At 65.9% G+C, this 18,148-nt stretch carries 15 protein-coding genes; 2 read left to right on the plus strand and 13 right to left on the minus strand.

The features are described 5' to 3' along the window. Position 1: 1 nt before the first annotated feature. From EO139_RS06750 to EO139_RS06780, 7 genes are all read right to left on the minus strand, one after another. Entirely contained in the window at positions 2–964 is a 963-nt protein-coding gene (locus EO139_RS06750; RefSeq protein WP_164739756.1) for a DUF58 domain-containing protein, read from the minus strand. 22 nt (positions 965–986) lie between these two features. Then, complete coding sequence (locus EO139_RS06755; RefSeq protein ID WP_104584784.1) at positions 987–2,006, minus strand: MoxR family ATPase; 1,020 nt, start codon at positions 2,004–2,006, stop codon at positions 987–989. Between the two features lie 237 nt (positions 2,007–2,243). Next, positions 2,244–4,190, minus strand: coding sequence for a type IV pilus secretin PilQ family protein (locus tag EO139_RS06760; protein ID WP_104584781.1), 1,947 nt, complete (start codon positions 4,188–4,190; stop codon positions 2,244–2,246). 19 nt (positions 4,191–4,209) lie between these two features. After that, positions 4,210–4,743 carry a pilus assembly protein PilP gene (locus EO139_RS06765; protein WP_104584778.1) on the minus strand — a complete coding sequence of 178 codons (534 nt, stop codon included), beginning with the start codon at positions 4,741–4,743 and terminating at the stop codon, positions 4,210–4,212. Then, the gene (locus EO139_RS06770; RefSeq protein WP_104584775.1) at positions 4,740–5,405 is read right to left on the minus strand and encodes a type 4a pilus biogenesis protein PilO; all 666 of its coding nucleotides are present in this window, start codon (positions 5,403–5,405) and stop codon (positions 4,740–4,742) included. Before EO139_RS06770 ends, EO139_RS06765 begins: the two co-directional genes overlap by 4 nt. Further along, positions 5,402–6,181, minus strand: coding sequence for a PilN domain-containing protein (locus tag EO139_RS06775; protein WP_126969852.1), 780 nt, complete (start codon positions 6,179–6,181; stop codon positions 5,402–5,404). Before EO139_RS06775 ends, EO139_RS06770 begins: the two co-directional genes overlap by 4 nt. After that, a complete protein-coding gene (locus EO139_RS06780; RefSeq protein ID WP_104584767.1) occupies positions 6,181–7,239 on the minus strand; it encodes a pilus assembly protein PilM in 1,059 nt (352 codons plus the stop codon). Before EO139_RS06780 ends, EO139_RS06775 begins: the two co-directional genes overlap by 1 nt. 215 nt (positions 7,240–7,454) lie before the next feature. Here EO139_RS06780 and EO139_RS06785 point away from each other — a divergent pair, with 215 nt between their 5' ends. Continuing rightward, the gene (locus EO139_RS06785) at positions 7,455–9,872 is read left to right on the plus strand and encodes a penicillin-binding protein 1A (protein WP_126969854.1); all 2,418 of its coding nucleotides are present in this window, start codon (positions 7,455–7,457) and stop codon (positions 9,870–9,872) included. Positions 9,873–10,114: 242 nt separating this feature from the next. After that, positions 10,115–10,765: a hypothetical protein gene (locus tag EO139_RS06790; RefSeq protein ID WP_126969856.1), complete on the plus strand. Its 651-nt coding sequence runs from the start codon at positions 10,115–10,117 to the stop codon at positions 10,763–10,765. Between the two features lie 102 nt (positions 10,766–10,867). Here the strand turns inward: EO139_RS06790 and EO139_RS06795 are convergent, their stop codons facing one another. From EO139_RS06795 to garD, 6 genes are all read right to left on the minus strand, one after another. Beyond that, positions 10,868–12,157, minus strand: coding sequence for a citrate synthase (locus EO139_RS06795; RefSeq protein WP_039409911.1), 1,290 nt, complete (start codon positions 12,155–12,157; stop codon positions 10,868–10,870). Positions 12,158–12,387: 230 nt separating this feature from the next. Further along, positions 12,388–12,630: a type B 50S ribosomal protein L31 gene (locus EO139_RS06800; protein ID WP_024938126.1), complete on the minus strand. Its 243-nt coding sequence runs from the start codon at positions 12,628–12,630 to the stop codon at positions 12,388–12,390. Positions 12,631–12,701: 71 nt separating this feature from the next. Beyond that, entirely contained in the window at positions 12,702–13,640 is a 939-nt protein-coding gene (locus EO139_RS06805; protein ID WP_126969858.1) for a nucleoside hydrolase, read from the minus strand. 138 nt (positions 13,641–13,778) lie between these two features. After that, on the minus strand, positions 13,779–15,923 hold the full coding sequence (gene recG / locus EO139_RS06810; protein ID WP_126969860.1) for an ATP-dependent DNA helicase RecG: 2,145 nt from the start codon (positions 15,921–15,923) through the stop codon (positions 13,779–13,781). Between the two features lie 29 nt (positions 15,924–15,952). Continuing rightward, the gene (locus tag EO139_RS06815) at positions 15,953–16,333 is read right to left on the minus strand and encodes a RidA family protein (RefSeq protein ID WP_042597620.1); all 381 of its coding nucleotides are present in this window, start codon (positions 16,331–16,333) and stop codon (positions 15,953–15,955) included. A gap of 259 nt (positions 16,334–16,592) precedes the next feature. After that, positions 16,593–18,134, minus strand: a complete 1,542-nt coding sequence (gene garD, locus EO139_RS06820; protein ID WP_126969862.1) for a galactarate dehydratase — start codon at positions 18,132–18,134, stop codon at positions 16,593–16,595. Positions 18,135–18,148: the final 14 nt, after the last annotated feature.

Below are 18,148 nucleotides of genomic sequence, written 5' to 3' on the forward strand. Positions count from 1 at the left end.
GTCACAGGCTCCGCGCGGCAGCGCCGCCGCCCAGCCAAGCATCGCTGGCATCGTCGGTGGACAGGCGATGCAGGCGCACGCCGCGTGCCTGCAAGACCGAGGTCAACTGCTCCAGCGGCGCCACGAATTCGGCCTGCCAACGCGCCCGTCCGGCCTGCGTGGACAGATCGATCGCAATACGCTCGCCGCGCACATCGAAGCTCAGTGCGCGGGCCGGTGGCGCCAGCTCCAGGGGGTCGACCAGCACGATCACCACCACCTCGTGATGCAGGGCCAGCGCCGACCAGCGCGTGGCACAAATCCTGCTGGCGCTGCGCGCGTCGGCCAGCACGGTCAGCCGCGCGCCCGGGCGCAGCAGCCGCGCGGCATGGTCCAGTGCCACCTCCAGGCCCGCGTCGCCGGACGGCGGCTGCGCATACCAGCGCGCCAAGGCATCCAGTACCGGCAATACGCCGCGTTGCCCCGAGCGCGGCGCAATCGGCGCCTCGCTGGCAGTGCCGCGCAGGGCGGCGATGCGGTCGCCCTGCCGCTGCGCCAGCCACGCCGCAACCGCGCCGGCACGTGCGGCCTGCACCGATTTGTAGCGCACCCGCGTGCCGAAGAAGAGTGCCGGCGAGGTATCGGCCACAATCAGACTCAAGCGTTCGCGCTCGGCCTGAAACAATTTCGTATGCGCACGCCCGGTACGCGCAGTGACGCGCCAGTCGATATGCCGCGCATCGTCACCCGCCACGTACTCGCGCGACTCGGCGTATTCCATCCCGCGCCCGCGCGTTGCCGCGGGCACCGGCCCGACCAGTCCATGGCGGCCACGCCCTGGCTGCCCGCGATGGATCGTGGTGCCGCGCAGCGCGATCAACTCCGCCAGCGTCGGCCGCAGTCCATCGCCGGCGATCGACGACGGCGCGGTGACAGGGGAAGAAGACGGCATCGAAGACATCGGATTCTGGTCAGAGGACGGCATACCTCGGCGACACGCTACCCGATCAGGGCAGCGGAATCTTTTCCAGCAGGGCGGCGACCAGACGTTCGCCATCCCAGCCTTCGGCAGTGGCCTCGTAGCTGGGCAGCACGCGATGACGCAGCACGTCCGGGGCGATTGCGCGGATATCGTCCGGCGTCACGTAGTCGCGCCCGGCCAGCCATGCACGCGCACGTGCGCAGCGCTCCAGCGCGATCGACCCACGCGGGCTCGCGCCCCAGGCGATCCGCCGTGCCAATGCCGGGTCGTAGCGCTGGGCATCGCGCGACGCGAGCACGATCTCGATCAGATAGCGCTCCAGCTGCGGAGCCAGATGCACGTCCAGCACGACACGCCGCGCGGCAAAGACATCTTCCAGCGGGATCTTGTCGGGCACCGTTTCGTGCTTTTCCAGGGTATCGCGTGCGGCTTCACGTGCCAGACGCAGGATCTCGGCCTCGGCATCAGCCTGTGGATAGCCGATACGGACATGCATCAGGAAGCGATCCAGCTGCGCCTCGGGCAACGGGAAGGTGCCCTCCTGCTCGATCGGGTTCTGCGTTGCCATCACCAGGAACAGCTGCGGCAGCGCATAGGTGTGCCGCCCGACGGTAACCTGGCGCTCGCCCATCGCTTCCAGCAGCGCCGACTGCACCTTGGCCGGTGCTCGATTGATCTCGTCGGCCAGCAGGATCGGATGGAAGATCGGGCCGGGCATGAACTCGAACCGGCTGTCCTGCGGCCGCCAGATCTCGGTGCCGGTCAGATCGGAAGGCAGCAGATCCGGGGTGAACTGCACCCGCGCAAAATCGGCTTCCAGCCGTGAGGCCAGCGCACGGATCGCGGTGGTCTTGGCCAGACCGGGCGCGCCCTCGACCAGCAAATGACCATCGGCCAGCAAGGCGATGAGCAAGCGTTCGACCAGCGCAGACTGGCCCACGATGCGCTGCGTCAGCGACTCGCGCAGCAAGGTGAATTGACGATGCAACCGGTCCTCGGCGGGCGCGGCAGCGGCTTCTGGGGGCAAGAGCGGCGGTGCGTTCATAGGCCCAGTGTGACCGATTCGAGCGCAATTGGTTCACTGCAGGCCAGGAAGATGTTCAGTGAGTGACCAGGGTCATGCTGCCGGGCATACGGCGGATGGCCGGCTCCTGCGGCACTCCGCAAGCCTTCTATTTGGGGAGGGACGTGGTTTCTCCACCCCTTTGATCCGGAGCACGCATGATAAAAAGGAAGAAGGCCGCTTTCGCGGCCCCCCTTGTCTCCATCGTATCGAGCGCGGTTACCGTGCTGCGTTTGCAACCCGCAATACCTTGGGAGTTACGAAGACCAGCAGCTCGGCTTTCTCCTTGCTACGCCCGCGCTTCTTGAACAGATTGCCCAGGAACGGGATGTCTCCCAGGAACGGCACCTTCGAAACGCTTTCCCGATCAGTAAATTCGTACACGCCACCGATCACCACCGTTTCACCATCTGCCACCAGAACCGCCGTATTGACTTCACGACGATTGATTTCCGGCACGGTACCGTACTGCGGCAAGGTAATGAAACGGGCGACTTCGTCCTTCTTGACGTTCATATTGAGGAAGACACGATTGTCGTTGGTAATGGTCGGCGTCACTTTCAGCTCGAGCAAGACCTCCTTGAACTGGACGTTAGCCTGCGACCCGCCACCTGCAACGCCCGCGCCACTAATGGTCACGTAGCCAATTTCGCGGCCCTGCTTGATCACGCCCTCACGCTGGTTGGCTGTCACGATACGCGGGTTGGAAACGACTTCGCCCCGGCCTTCTTCCTGCATCGCCGACAGCTCGATATCCAGGTTGAAGTGGGAACCCAATAGTGTGTAGGCAAGACCTGCTGCGCCGCTGTTCGTGAAGCCGCCAGCCCCAAGATCGACGTTCAGGCCGGACGGAAACAGATGCGCCGGCAACGTCGTCTGCGTGCCACTATTAGCGCGCTCCAGAGCAGCTTGCGCAGAGGTGTTGAGGTAGTTGACGTTACTTTCCAGCGAGCCACTCAAGATACCCCGCCCCGTTGCACCGGTGACTCCGAATCGCGCACCGAGGTCGCGCGCAAACGTGTCCGTCGCGATCACGATACGGCTTTCGATCAATACCTGATCCACGGGCCGATCGATATGCGAGATCAGCTCGCGCATCTGCGCGACCTTCTTCGGAATATCGCTGATCATCAACGTGTTGGTGCGCTCATCGGCAACCAGGCGACCGCGAGGCGACAGGAATCCGTTGTCCTGCTGGCCGCCTTGCCCACCTTGACCACCGCCCTGACCGCCACCACCGCCACCAATCCCCTTGGCCTCCGTCAGCGCCTTGAAGATCACCGCCGCGTTGTGATAGTTGATCTGCACGTAATCGGTGATCAGATCCTCGCGATTCTCGATCGCGATGCGGGCGTCTTCCTTGTCCTGCTCGAACTTGGCCAGCTCCGGCTGCGGGGCGACCCACACCACGCCGCCATCGCGGCGCTTGTCCAGGCCCTTGGCGCGCAGCACGATGTCCAGCGCCTGGTCCCACGGCACGTTCATCAGCCGCAGCGTGACATTGCCCTGCACGGTGTCGGAGGCGACGATGTTGAGGTTGGATTCCTCGGCGATCAGCTGCAGCACGGTGCGTACCGGCACGTCCTGGAAGTTGAACGTCACCGGGCGGCCGCTGTAACCGCGCGCGGCGATCTGCGCCGCTGCCTGGGTGACGGCTGCGGCGCTGACGCCACCGACCGCGGGCTGGCCCTTGCGCGGAGTGATTTCGACCACGTATTCGTTGCCGGTCTGGTAGGCCAGCGAATCGAACGCGCCCTTGGTCGACAGCACCAGCTGCGAACCCGAGCCGGACGGCTTGACCTCGACACGTTGCACCGGCGTTGCGAAGTCGGTGACGTTGAGCGGGCGCTGCAGTTCGGCGGGCAACCGCGCGTTGCTGATGTCGACCAGCACGTTGTCACCCTGCGTACGCAGGTCCGGGCTGGCGCCCTGGCCGTCGAACTGCAGGATCAGACGACCCGTGCCATCCTCGCCCCGTTTGAAATCGATCTTGGACACCGCCAGGCTCGCCGGAGCGGTCTTGGCCGGATCCTGCGCGGGCTGCTTCAGTGCCGCCGCCGCGACCGCGCCACCACTCGCCAGCGCCAGCGCGAACCCCAACGCGCAGGCCCGAAGTGCCACGTGGCGTCGAACCGGACGCAGCCGCTGGGCATTGGAAAACGTCATCGTGCTATCCCCTATCACTTTATTGATCATCCAGCGCGAGCGCGGCCGGCCGTTCAAGCCATCCACCCGCACCGTCCGGCACAAGTTCAATCAGCTCGATGCGGTCTTCGTAGACCCCGGTGACCCGGCCATCGCTCTGTCCCAGATACACACCCGGCCGTACCCGGTAGGTCACCTTGTCCGGTGCCATGACCAGGGCAACCAGGCCCGCGCCGCCACCAATGGTCCCCACCATGTCGAGGGCGTCGAGCGGATAGGCTTCCAGCGGCTCCTTGCGCCGGTTCGGATCCGGACGCGTGCCATTGCCGCCTTCGGCACTGACCCAGGCATCGCTGAACGGGTCGCGCATCGACTGCGCCGCATATTCGAACGTCTCGAACTGCTGCATCACCGGCAATGGCTCCAACGGCGGCGCCGGACGTGCGCGCACCTCGGCAACCCAGGCTTCCAGATTCGGCGCATCGCCCGGGGTGCTGGTCACACCGCGCGTACACGCCGGCAATACAGCCATTAGCGCCACGCAGGACAGGATCTTGAGCAGTCTCATGGTCATTGGCCGCCCTTCTTCGCAGCGTCGGCCGCCGCCTTCTCCTGCTCGGCCATTTCCTCATCGTCCAGATAACGATAGGTCTTGACCGTGCCAGACAGTTCCAGCGCCCCGCGCGGCGTGATGCCGGCCTTGGGATCCTTCGGCTTGAGGTTGATGTCGTGCATGGTCAGGATCACCACGCGCGGCAGCGACGCCACGCCGCTGACGAAGGCACCGAACTGGTGGTAACTGCCCACCATGCGCAAGGCGATCGGCTTTTCGGCGTAGAACTCCTTCGGCGACTCCGGGCCCGGCTGGAACAACTCGTTGGACAGGCCGCTGGACAACGCGGTCTGCGAGATGTCGATGATCAAATCCGGCATTTCGGTCTTGCTGGGCAGCTGGCGCAGCATCTGCTGCAGCACCTGCTCCATCTGCGCGAGCTGCTGCTTGAGCGGCTCCAGATTCACCGCACGGCCCTGCTGGGTCTCGAACTCGGTGCGCAGCTGTGTTTCGGTGCCTTCCAGGCTTTCGAGTTCATCGCGCTTGCCGCTGATCAGCAGGAACCAGGCCAGCACCATGATGAACAGGCCGACCACCACGCAGAACACGATGCGTGCCTGCTGCGGCCAGCCGCCGATGTTGTTGAAATCCAGATCGCTGAGCTTGAATGCTTTCTTACTCATGACGCCGCCCCCTCCTGCGGCCGATTGGCTGGCGCCGGCGCTGGCTGCACAGGCGCAGCGGCCGGCGGCGTGGCAGGCGCAGGCGCTGCAGGTGCCGCCGCTGGCGCGCCCGCGGGCGCGGTCCCGGCCGGCGTTGCGGCCGGCATTGCGCCCGGCGCTTGCGCATCGACCGGTGCGGTGCCGTTCTTGTCAGCCTCGTTCGGGTTGGCCAGCTTGACCTTGAGCGTGAATACGTACGGCAGCGCCGTGGTGTCCGTCGCAGATGCGGCAGGCTGCCCGGTCTTGTCCTGGCTCTTGGCCTCGATGATCGACAGGTCCGGATTGGTCATCCAGCCCGAGCCTTCCAGGTTGCGCATGTAGGCACTGACGCGCGCATTGGACTGCGAGCGACCTTCCAGGGTGAGGATGTCGCCGTCCTGCTTGATGTTGGTCAAGGCCACGCCATCGGGAATGGTGCGCACCAGCGAGTCGAACAGGTGCACCATCTGCGAGCGATTGGCCTGCAGTTCCTCGATCACCTTCTTGCGGGCGAGCAGACGGTCCTTTTTCTTGTCGAGCTCCTTGATCTCTTCGTTCTGCGCCTTGACCTTGTCGATTTCGGTGGTCAGGAACGCATTGCGCTCGGTCTGGCCGCTGATCTGCGCATCGTAGTAGAACCAGATCAGTGCAGACAGCAGCACTCCGCCCAGCGCGGCGAAGCCCAGCATCGAATAGAACTCGCGCTCGCGCGCCTTCCGGCGCTCGGCGCGCCAGGGCAATAGATTGATTCTTGCCATCAGTCAAAGCTCCTCAGGGCCAGGCCGGTGGCAATCATCAATGCAGGTGCATCCAGCGCCAGCGCATGGGCCTGGACTTTCGGGCCCAGCGTCATCTGCGCAAGCGGGTTGGCGACCACGGTGGTCACGCCGAGCTGCTCTTCCACCATTTCCGGCAGGCGCGACAGCGCCGCGCAACCACCGGCCAGCACGATGCAGTCGACGCGATTGAATTCGCTGCCTGCGTAGAAGAACTGCAGCAAACGGCTGATCTGCTGCACCGTCGCCTCCTTGAACGGCTCCAGCACTTCGACCTCGTAGCTTTCCGGCAAGCCGCCCTGACGCTTGGCCAGGCCGGCTTCTTCGTAGGTCAGCCCGTACCGGCGCATCACCTCGTCGGTGAGCTGCTTGCCGCCGAAGACCTGCTCGCGGCTATACAGGCTGCGACCGGCGCGCAGCACGCTCAACGTGGTCATGGTCGCGCCGATGTCCACCAGCGCCACCACTGCATCGGCAGCCACCGGCAGCTCGCTGGCGACCAGGGCGAAGGCGTTCTCGACCGCGAAGGCCTCCACGTCCATGACCTTGGCGGTCAGGCCACCCAGTTCCAGCGCGGACTGGCGCAGTTCCACATTTTCCGAACGCGAGGCCGCCAGCAGCACCTGGACCATGTCCGGGCTGTTGGGCATCGGGCCGAGCACCTCGAAGTCGAGATTCACTTCCTCGATCGGGTACGGGATGTAATTGGTGGCTTCCAGTTCGACCTGCGCTTCCAGATCGCTGTCGTCCAGATCGGCCGGCATCGGGATCAGCTTGGTGATCACCGCCGACCCGGCCACCGCGGCTGCTGCATTCTTGGCCTTGCTGCCGGAACGGTTGATGGCGCGACGGATGGCCTCGCCCACCGCCTCGACTTCGACGATGTTCTTTTCCACGACCGCATTCGGCGGCAACGGCTCTACGGCGTAATGTTCCACGCGGAAACGATTCCCGCTGCGCGACAGCTGCAGGAGCTTGACCGCAGTGGAACTGATATCGACACCAATAAGTGGCGACTGACTCTTGGGTAGAAGCCCCACGGAAACTCCCCTGCCGATGGGCACTTGGACGCAGTCTGCGCCCTCGTATTAATAATCAAATTTTAACAGTAGACAAGCCCTTCACGCGCGAGGCAATGGCCCCGCGACCGTGACCCCAGTGCTGTCTGCTGCGATCCCCAGAGTTCGGCCCCAGCCAAACCCGGCGTCATCTATACTCTGTGACCAAGAAATCTGCAATCGGAATCTCTCTCAACATGCCCCGTATTCGTCGTTGGCTGGGCTGGATCCTGGCCGCGTTCGTGGTGCTCGCCCTGCTTGGCGCTATTGCTGCCGGCGGCCTGTATTACGCCGTTTCCTCCAAGCTGCCGGACGTGCAGTCGCTCAAGCAGGTCGAACTGCAGGAGCCGATGTATGTCTACTCCAGCGATGGCCGCCTGATGGCCGTCTATGGCGAGACCCGGCGCTATCCCATCCAGATGAAGGACGTGCCGCTGCGCCTGAAGCAGGCCTTCCTGGCGACCGAGGATGCGCGCTTCTACGAGCACGGCGGCGTGGATTACAAGGGCATCGCCCGCGCGGTGTGGCTGCTGGCCAGCACCGACGCCAAGCGGGTGCCGGGTGGTTCGACCATCACCCAGCAGGTGGCGCGGCAGTTCTTCCTCAGTTCCGAGTACAGCTACACCCGCAAGCTGGCCGAGATCCTGCTGGCACGCAAGATCGAAAGTGAGCTGAGCAAGGACGAGATCTTCGAGCTGTATCTCAACAAGAGCTTCTTCGGCAACCGCGCCTACGGCGTGGGTGCTGCGGCCGAGTACTACTACGGCAAGAAGATGAGCGAACTGAGCCTGGACGAGATGGCCTCGCTGGCCGGCATCCCCAAGTTCCCGTCCAGCGGCAACCCGATCAGCAATCCGGAGCGTGCCCAGGAACGTCGCGATTACTACGTGCTGCAACGCATGGCCGACCTGGGCTTTGTCAGCCAGGCCGAAGCCGATGCGGCCAAGGCGGTGCCGATGCACGCCAAGCCGCATGAGCCGCCGGTCGAGGTCTACGCCCCGTACGTGGCCGAGCTGGTGCGCCAGGAAATGATCGCCAAGTACGGCGGCGATGTACTCAACAAGGGTTACCACGTCACCACCACCATCGATGCCACGCTGCAGACCGGCGCCGATGCAGCGGTTGCCGACGGCCTGCGCCTGTACGACCACCGGCATGGCTGGCATGGCGTCGAACAGCATTTCGATGTCCCCGCCGACGCGGATGCAGCGGCACTGGCCAAGCATCTGTCCGGCGTGTTCACCCAGGGCGGCCTGCGCGCGGCGATCGTGGCGCGCACCAATGCCGACGGCGGCGTGACCGTCGTGCAGAGTGACAAGACCGAGCTGACCCTGCCGGCCAGCGCCAGCCGCTGGACCAACAAGACCCCGGCCAAGTTGCTGACGCGCGGCGACCTGACCCGCATCCGCGCCGGCGAAAAAGACGGCGAATGGATCATCGACCAATTGCCGCGCGGCCAGGCCGCGCTGGTGTCGCTGGATGCCAACAGCGGTGCGCTGCGCGCGCTGGTCGGCGGTTTCAGCTTCGCCGGCAACAAGTTCAACCGTGCCACCCAGGCACGCCGTCAGCCGGGCTCCAGCTTCAAGCCGTTCGTGTATGCGGCTGCGTTCGAAAAGGGCTTCAACCCCGCCTCGATCGTGCTCGATGCCCCGGTGGTGTTCCGCGACCGCCGCGGCAAGACCTGGTCGCCGCAGAACGACGGCGGCGGCTTCCGCGGCCCGATGCGGCTGCGCGAGGCGTTGGTGCAATCGCGCAACCTGGTGTCGGTACGCCTGCTGGACGCGATCAGCGTCGATTTCGCACGTAAATACATCAGCCAGTTCGGCTTCCAGGAGGCCGAGCTGCCGCCCAACCTGTCGATGTCACTGGGTACCGCGTCGCTGACGCCATTGTCGGTCGCGCGTGGCTATGCGGTGTTCGCCAACGGCGGCTCGCGCGTGGACACCTGGATCGTGGACGAGGTCAAGGACCGCGACGGCAATGTCGTCTTCAAGGAAGTGCCGGCAGTGGCCTGCCGTACCTGCGCGTTGCAGGGCGGCAATGTCGCACCGGTGAGCCAGGTGGTGGACGGTTTCAACTTCGGCGCCCCGGCGCTGCCCAAGTCGATCGAGCCGACCACGGCCACGCCGGCGGAGACCGCCCCGGCAGCCACTGCCGAAACCAAGATCGCGCCGCGCGCCATCGACGAGCGCACTGCCTACCAGCTGGTGTCGATGATGCGCGACGTGGTCCAGCGCGGCACCGGCACCGCGGCCAAGGTACTGGGGCGCGAGGACGTCGGCGGCAAGACCGGCTCGACCAACGATCACCGTGACGCCTGGTTCTCCGGCTTCGGCGGTCCCTATGCCACCACGGTGTGGGTGGGCCGCGACGACTTCCGCTCGCTCGGCTATCGCGAATACGGCGGCAAGGCCGCATTGCCGATCTGGATCGAGTACATGCGCGTGGCCCTGAAAGACAAGCCGATCGCCGCCAACGACCCGCCCGACGGCATGACCCAGGCCACCATCAATGGCGCGGTGGAATGGGTGAAGAACGAGGACCTGGATCGCCTGCAGGATTACGACTACGGCCTGCAGGAGCAGCAGGACGAGAAGGCGTTCGATATTTTCTGAGTGCCGGGATTCGGGATTCGGGATTCGGGAATCGAGAATCGAGAATGGGGAATGGGGAATCGGAACGGCGCAGGCCGGCCGATTCCCTGAGCTCGGCACGTAGCGGCAGCGATGGTGCAACGCATGCCAGCGCGTGCTTGCGGTCATCGAGCACGGTCCATCGGGCCTGCGCCCTGTGACCTTCGCCACACCGTCATGCCGCTGTTGTAGAGTCGAACCAGGTTCATGAGGGGAGCCCGGTCATGCATCACGCGCGCGAACACGCCGATACGCGAACCCGAGAACGGCGCCACCGCCTGGCGCACGAGGCGGCCCGGTTGATGGCCGAAGGCGGCATCCGCGATTTTCATCAGGCCAAGCTCAAGGCGGCCAGCCGGCTGGGCATCCACGACGACGCATCGCTGCCGCGCAATCGCGAGATCGAAGACGCCCTGCGCGAGCACCAGCGCCTGTTCGCCGGACCGGCGCACGGGCTGCGCTTGCGCCAGCGCCGCGAAGCGGCGTTGCGCGCGCTGGAGTTTCTCGGCCCGTTCCAGCCGCGCCTGGCCGGCCCGGTGCTCGATGGCACGGCCGACGCCAATGCGCCGGTGCACTTGCAGCTGCACAGCGACGATGCCGATGCCGTGCAGCGGTTTCTGGAAGAACACCGCATTCCTGCCGAATTGCGGACGCGCCGGCTGCGCCTGGACCGCGAGCGGACTGGCGAGTTTCCGGTCTGGTTGTTCAGTGCCGAAGAACTGACCTTCGACCTGACGGTGCTGCCGTACGACGCCCTGCGCCAGGCGCCATTGTCGCAGCTGGACGAAAAGCCGATGCAGCGCGCCTCGGCTGCCCAGCTGCGTCAGCTGTTGGCAGAAGAGGACGGTGGCGACGCCCTGCCGCGCACGCGCTGATCGCAGCGCGCCATGACGCGTGACCACTGACCACAACGCCAACCCGCAAAAGCAAACGCCCCGCAATGCGGGGCGTTCGTTCAAGCAGACAACCGCAGGCGTTTAGCGCTTGGCGCTGTCGGTGTAATCGCGCTTGTCGTAGCCGGTGTAGATCTGGCGCGGACGGCCGATCTTCATTTCCGGGTCGACCTGCTGCTCCAGCCAATGCGACACCCAGCCGGCGGTGCGTGCAATGGCGAACATCACGGTGAACATCTCCACCGGAATATTCAGCGCCTTGTAGATCAGGCCGGAATAGAAGTCGACGTTCGGGTACAGCTTGCGCTGCACGAAATAGTCGTCCTTCAGCGCGGCTTCTTCCAGCTTCAACGCCACTTCCAGCAGCGGATCGTTGACGCCCAGCTCGCCCAGCACCTTGTGGGTCATCTCGCGGATGATCTTGGCGCGCGGGTCGAAGTTCTTGTAGACGCGGTGACCGAAGCCCATCAGACGGAACGAGGAATTCTTGTCCTTGGCCTTGGCCACGGCCGACTCGACATTGTCGGCGGTGCCGATCTCTTCCAGCATCTTCAGCACGGCTTCGTTGGCGCCGCCGTGTGCCGGGCCCCACAGCGCGGTGATGCCCGCTGCGACCGAGGCGTACGGATTGGCACCGGTCGAACCGACCAGACGCACGGTCGAGGTCGAGGCGTTCTGCTCGTGATCGGCATGCAGGATGAACAGCAGATCCAGCGCCTTGGCCACCACCGGATTGATCTCCAGCGGCTCGCTCGGCACTTCGAACATCATGTGCAGGAAGCGGTCGACGTAGTTGAGGTTGTTGCGCGGGTAGCGGATCGGCCAGCCGATCGAATAGCGGTACGCGGCAGCAGCCAGGGTCGGCACCTTGGCGATCAGGCGGATGGCGGCCTGACGGCGCTGTTCCGGATCGTTGAGGTCCAGGGTGTCGTGATAGAACGCCGACAGCGAGGCGACCGAACCGGCCAGCATGGCCATCGGATGGGCGTCATGACGGAAGCCACCGAGGAAGTTCTTCAGCGACTCGTGCATCATCGTGTGATGCGTCACTTCGTGGTCGAACTTCTTGAACTCGTCCGCGGTCGGCAGCTCGCCGTTCATCAGCAGGTACGAGACTTCGAGGAAGCTGGACTTCTCGGCCAACTGTTCGATCGGGTAGCCGCGATACAGCAACACGCCGTTGTCGCCATCGATGTAGGTGATGGCCGACTTGCAGCTGGCGGTGGCGGTGAAGCCCGAGTCGTAGGTGAACAGACCGGTTTCTTTGGTCAGCTTTGAGATATCGACGCAATCATTGCCAAGCGTGGGCTTGAGAACCGGCAGAACGACCGACTTGTCGCCGGCGTTGAGCGTGACCTGATCAAGATCGGACACTGTGTACGCTCCTTCAGTGGAAGGCGCCTGTCACCGGATGGGCAGGCACGTGATGGAAGTCCAGGGCATCGCCCCGGATCACGTCATTATCGCACAGCAGCATTTTGGCCGTCGCTTGGACAGAAGTCGTAGACGCCCCTGCCGAAGGCGTGAAAACGAAGTTGCCAAGGCCCCAAAAAACAACGGCCGCGCAATGCGCGGCCGCTGCCGGTACAGCCCGTCCTGCAAGCTCAGCGCGCGTAGCGCTTCTGGAACTTGTCGATCCGGCCGCCGGTGTCGATCACCTTGTGCTTGCCGGTATAGAACGGGTGCGATGCCGAGGAGATATCCACCTTGATCAGCGGGTATTCCTGGCCGTCTTCCCACTTCACGGTCTCTTTCGAGCTCATGGTGGAACGGGTCAGAATCTTGAAATCGGACGTCACGTCGTGGAAGACGACGTCGTTGTAGCTGGGATGAACGTTATCTTTCATGGACTTGGCGCCGGGCTGCCTGGATAAGCCGGGCATTATAGCGGCCTCCAGACGCCCGGCGCAAGATCACCCTAACCCGCCGCCAGCGCCGCCCCAACCAGACCGTAGAACTGCCGGCGGTCGTACTCCAGCAGCAGGTTGGCATTGTCGGGCGCGCCACCCTGCCGGTTCCAGTCCACCAGGGTCATCCCGCGGGTATGCGTACCGGTCAACTCGACATGGACCGGACGCTGCTCCAGCCGCTGGGCACCTTCCGGGTGCAGCGCGAACGCCATCGCCAGTGCATCGGCGGCGTACCAGTACTCGCCGCGGCTGTCTTCGGACCACAGGCGGGTCTTGCGCGAGATTTCCTCGTAGAACCGCGCCTGCGCCGAGTCGGCCGCCAGCCATTGCTCGACATCGCGATGCAGCAGGCCGTGGGCGATGGTGGCTTCCCAGTCGGCCACGTCGAACTGTGGAAAGCCGCGGAACACGATATGCGCCGCTTCCGGGTCGAAGCCGATGTTGAATTCGGCCGCCGCGGTGATGTTGCCGTGCCCGGTCAGCGCCCCGCCCATCACCACCAGCCGCGCCACCCGCTGCGGCAGGGTCGGATCCAGCGTCAGCGCCAGCGCCAGATTGGTCAGCGGACCGAGCGCCACCAGCAGCAGCTCGCCGGCGTATTCGTGCGACAGGCGCAGGATGGCCAGCGCGGCGTGCTCGGTCTCGGCAGTACGCCTGGCCGGCGACAGGCCGACATCGCCGAAACCGTCGATGCCATGCACATGCGCCGCGTCCACCGACGGATGCAGCAGCGGCTGCGGGCAGCCCGCGTAGACCGGCACATCCTCACGCCCGGCAATCTCGCAGACCTTCAAGGCATTGCGCACGGTGTGCTCCAGGCCGACGTTGCCGGCGGCGATGGTCAGGCCAACGACCTCATGCCGGGGGTCGTTGAAGGCCATCAGCAAGGCCAGCGCGTCGTCCACGCCCGGGTCGGTGTCGATCAGCAGCGGTATCTTTTTGGTCATGGGATTGGAGATTCGGGATTCGTCGCCGCATCTTCGCAAGGATCAGCGAGGCACGCGAATCACCGGGACGCCAAGGCGGCAGCAGCCTTGGCTTTACGATTCCCGATTCCCCAATCCCGATTCCCCAATCCCCGCCACTCAAGCCGCGGCGTAGCGCACCGCGCTGCCGATCCAGCGCGCGACCACACGGTCGGCAATCTCCGGCGCGTCGGCCAGCAGCCGCTCGGCAAGCACCTGCACGCGCGGCAGCAACCCGGCATCGCGGGTGAGATCGGCGATGCGGAAGCTGGCCAGGCCGGTCTGGCGGGTGCCGAGCAGTTCGCCGGGGCCGCGCAGCTCCAGATCCTTTTCCGCGATCACGAAGCCGTCGTTGGTCTGGCGCATGGTTTCCAGGCGTTGCCGCGCCATCATCGATAGCGGCGCCTGATACAGCAACACGCAACTGGACGCGGCCGCGCCGCGCCCGACCCGGCCGCGCAACTGGTGCAACTGCGCCAGGCCCAGGCGCTCGGCGTTTTCGATGATCATCAGCGAGGCGTTGGGCACGTCCACGCCGACCTCGATCACCGTGGTGGCGACCAGCAGATCGGTACGGCCCTGCTTGAAATCCAGCATGGCCTGCTGTTTTTCGGCCGCTTTCATGCGCCCGTGCACCAGTGCCACACGCACCCCGGGCAATTGCGCGGACAGGGCTTGGAAGGTGACCTCCGCCGCCTGCGCTTCGATCCTTGGCGGGCCGCTGGGCGCGCCCTTGCCAGGCTCCTCGCTTTCTTCGATCAGGGTGCAGACCCAGTAGGCCTGACGCCCTTCGGCGCAGGCGGCGCGGATGCGCTCGACCAGCTCCGGCCGACGCTCGGCACTGAGCACGATGGTCTGTACCGGGGTGCGCCCGGGCGGGAGTTCGTCGATCGCCGAAACATCCAGGTCCGCATAGGTGGACATCGCCAGGGTGCGCGGAATCGGCGTGGCGGTCATCACCAACTGATGCGGCACGCTGCCGGCAGCTGCGCCCTTGTCGCGCAAGGCCAGGCGCTGATGCACGCCGAAGCGGTGCTGCTCGTCGATGATGGCCAGCGCCAGATCGTGGAAGACCACCGCGTCCTGCATCAAGGCATGCGTGCCGACCACCACCTGCGCCTGGCCGGAGGCCACCTCGGCCATCGCCGCGGCGCGCGCCTTGCCGGTGACCTTGCCGGCCAGCCAGACGATGCGCACGCCCAGCGGTTCCAGCCAGCCACGCAGATTGGTGAGGTGCTGCTCGGCCAGCAGCTCGGTCGGCGCGGCCAGTGCGACCTGCTTGCCCTGCTCCACCGCCAGCATCGCCGCCAATGCGGCAACCACGGTCTTGCCGCTGCCGACATCGCCCTGCACCAGCCGCAGCATCGGCGACGGCTTGGCCAGGTCGCGGGCAATCTGTGCGAACACGCGCTGCTGCGCGCCGGTGAGCTGGAACGGCAATGCCGCACGCAGTTGCTGCACCAGGGTGCCGTTGCCCGGCAGCAGCGGCGCGCGGAAGCGCTGCAGGGCGATGCGCTGGCGGCGCAGGCTGAGCTGATGCGCCAGCAGTTCTTCGATCGCCAGACGCTGCTGGGCCGGATGCCCACCGGCGAGCAACTGCTGCGGGTCGGTGTTCACCGGCGGGCGATGCATGGTCAGCAGCGCGGCGCGCAGCGAGGGCAGTTGTTGGTCCTGCAACCAGTGCGGCGGCAGCAGTTCCAGCGCGGCCTCTTCCGGCAACCGCTCCAGCGCCTGGCCGATGAGCTTGCGCAGCGTGGCCGGGCCCACGCCTTCCAGGACCGGATAGACCGGGTCCAGGCTGTCACCCAGCACGGCATCCTCGCCAGGTGCCAGCACACGGTAGCTGGGATGCACGATCTCCCAGCCGTTCTGTCCCGGCTTGGGCGTGCCGAACACCCGCAACCGCGTGCCCGGTGCGAACTGCGCCACCTGCGCGGCGCGGAAATGGAAGAAGCGCAGCACCACGCTGCCGTGCGACTCGTCCGAGACCGCCACGCGCAGCACCGGGCGAAAGCGGAAGCCGCGCTCCACCGCGTCCACGCGCCCCTCGATCTGCGCCGGCACACCGCTCTGCAACTGCGCGATCGTGGTCAGCCGCGTGCGGTCCTCGTAGCGCAAGGGCAGATGCAGCCACAGATCCTGCAGCGTCAAGATGCCGCGCGCAGCAAATTTCTCGGCCACTTTCGGGCCGACGCCGGGCAGGCTGGCAAGCGAGGCCTGGCCTGCGACGGCCAGGCGCGGGGTGAGGGTCGCTGCGCGCGGCACGGCAGGGCGCTCGGGTCAGCCGAGCTGGATCAGTCGAGCACCATCACCGCATCGACCTCGAAGCCGGCGCCCTTGGGCAGGCCGGAGACCTCGATGGTCGAACGCGCGGGGAACGGCGCCTGGAAATACTCCTGCATCACCGCATTGACGGCGGCGAACTGGCCCAGATCGGTGAGGTACAGGCCCAGCCGCACGATCCTGTCGAGCGAGCCGCCGGCCGCCTCCGCAACTGCCTTGAGGTTGTCGAACGCGCGGCGTGCCTGCGCGCCGATGTCGCCGGGCACGATCTCGCCGGTGGCCGGGTCCAGCGGGATCTGCCCGGAGAAATACACGGTGTTGCCGGCGCGCACGGCCTGGGAATACGGACCGATGGCGGCAGGCGCCTGATCGGTATGGATGATCTGGGACATGGGAACTCCGTCAACACTGAAAACAAGCGCGCATTGTATCGGCGCATGCGGCAGGGGAGCGACTGGTGAAGGCGCAGGACCGGCTTGGTGAATCAGGTACCGGCGCCTGACGCGAGCCGGTGGTTTGAAAGCCCCCAAGCCGCGGGGCGAGAAGGCACGGATTGCACGCCACCGGCGCGCCCGCCCGCGAGCACCCGCATCGCGGGCCGGACCGTGGCGTGGCGTGGCATGAGGGCTGGGGTGAGGGTACGGAGTCGCCCTAGGTGATCGGCGCCGGGTTGAACAGGGCCAGGTCATTGTGCAGGCGATGCTGCTCGGTCCAGGTGCGCTGGCCGCTGGCCACTTCCAGATAGCGCTGGAACAGCTCCCAGCCCAGTTGCTCCAGCGTCTTGGCCCCGGTGGCCACGCCGCCAGCGTCGATATCCATCAGGTCGGACCAGCGCTGCGCCAGCTCGCTGCGGGTGGCGACCTTGATCACCGGTACCATGCCAAGGCCGTACGGGGTGCCGCGCCCGGTCGTGAACACATGCAGGTTCATGCCGGCGGCCACCTGCAGCGTGCCGCAGACAAAATCGCTGGCGGGCGTGGCGCAGTACTGCAATCCACGCCCCTTGACCCGCTCACCGGGCGGCACCACGCCGTTGATCGCCGACGAGCCGGACTTGGCGATCGAGCCCATCGCCTTCTCCACAATGTTGGCCAGCCCGCCCTTCTTGTTGCCCGGCGTGGTATTGGCGCTGCGGTCGGCCTGGCCGCGTGCCAGATAGCCGTCGTACCAGGCCATTTCGCGTACCAGCGCCTTGGCCACCTCGGCATTGGCGGCGCGCGGTACCAGTAGATGGATGCCATCGCGCACTTCGGTGTTTTCCGAGAACATCACCGTGGCGCCGGCACGCACCAGCAGGTCGGCGGCCACGCCCAGGCCTGGGTTGGCGGTGACGCCGGAAAACGCGTCGCTGCCGCCGCATTGCATGCCCACCACCAGTTCGCTGGCCGGCACGGCTTCGCGGCGGCGCAGGTCCAGATGGCGCAGCCGTTCCTCGGCCATGGCCATGATCGAACTCACCATGTCGGCAAAGCCCAGGCTGGCTTCCTGCAGGCGATACACGCCACTGTCGTCCTCGGTGACGTCGTCGGGCAGCAGACGCTCGGGTGCGAGCTTCTCGCAACCTAGGCCCACGATCAGCGCCTGCCCGCCGAAGTTGGGGCTGCGCGCAATATTGCGCAGCGTGCGGATGGGAATGATGGCCTCCGGCGCGGTGATCGCCACGCCACAGCCGTAGACGTGATTGACCGCCACGACATCGTCGACATGTGGATACCTGGGCAGCACCTCGGCGCGGATGCGCTCGACCGCATGCTCAAGCACGCCGACCACGCACTGCACGCTGGTCATGATGCCCAGGATGTTGCGAGTGCCCACGCTGCCATCGCGATTACGGTAGCCCTGGAAGGTGTAGCCCTCCAGCGGCTCGGGCTCCGGCGCCGGATGCAGCGACAGATCCAGCGTGGTCAGCTCGGGGGCCTGCGGCATGTCCAGCAACTGCTCGCTCACCCATGCGCCGCGCAGGATGTCGGCGTTGGCAGTACCGATGACCGCGCCCAGGCGGATCACCGCCGCGCCTTTGCGCAGGTCCACCAGGGCGATCTTGTGGCCCTGCGGAATATGCTCGATGGCGGTGAGACCGTCGGCGAAGGTGGCGCCGGCGGGCGCGCCGCCATCGTTGACGACAATGGCGACATTGTCGCGCGCATGGGCGCGGATGCTGAGCCAGGGCATGGCGTGCTGGGTTGCGGACATCAGGGGGCTACCTT

This window comes from Xanthomonas sp. BRIP62411 (genome assembly GCF_003993525.1).
GTDB lineage: Bacteria > Pseudomonadota > Gammaproteobacteria > Xanthomonadales > Xanthomonadaceae > Xanthomonas > Xanthomonas euroxanthea.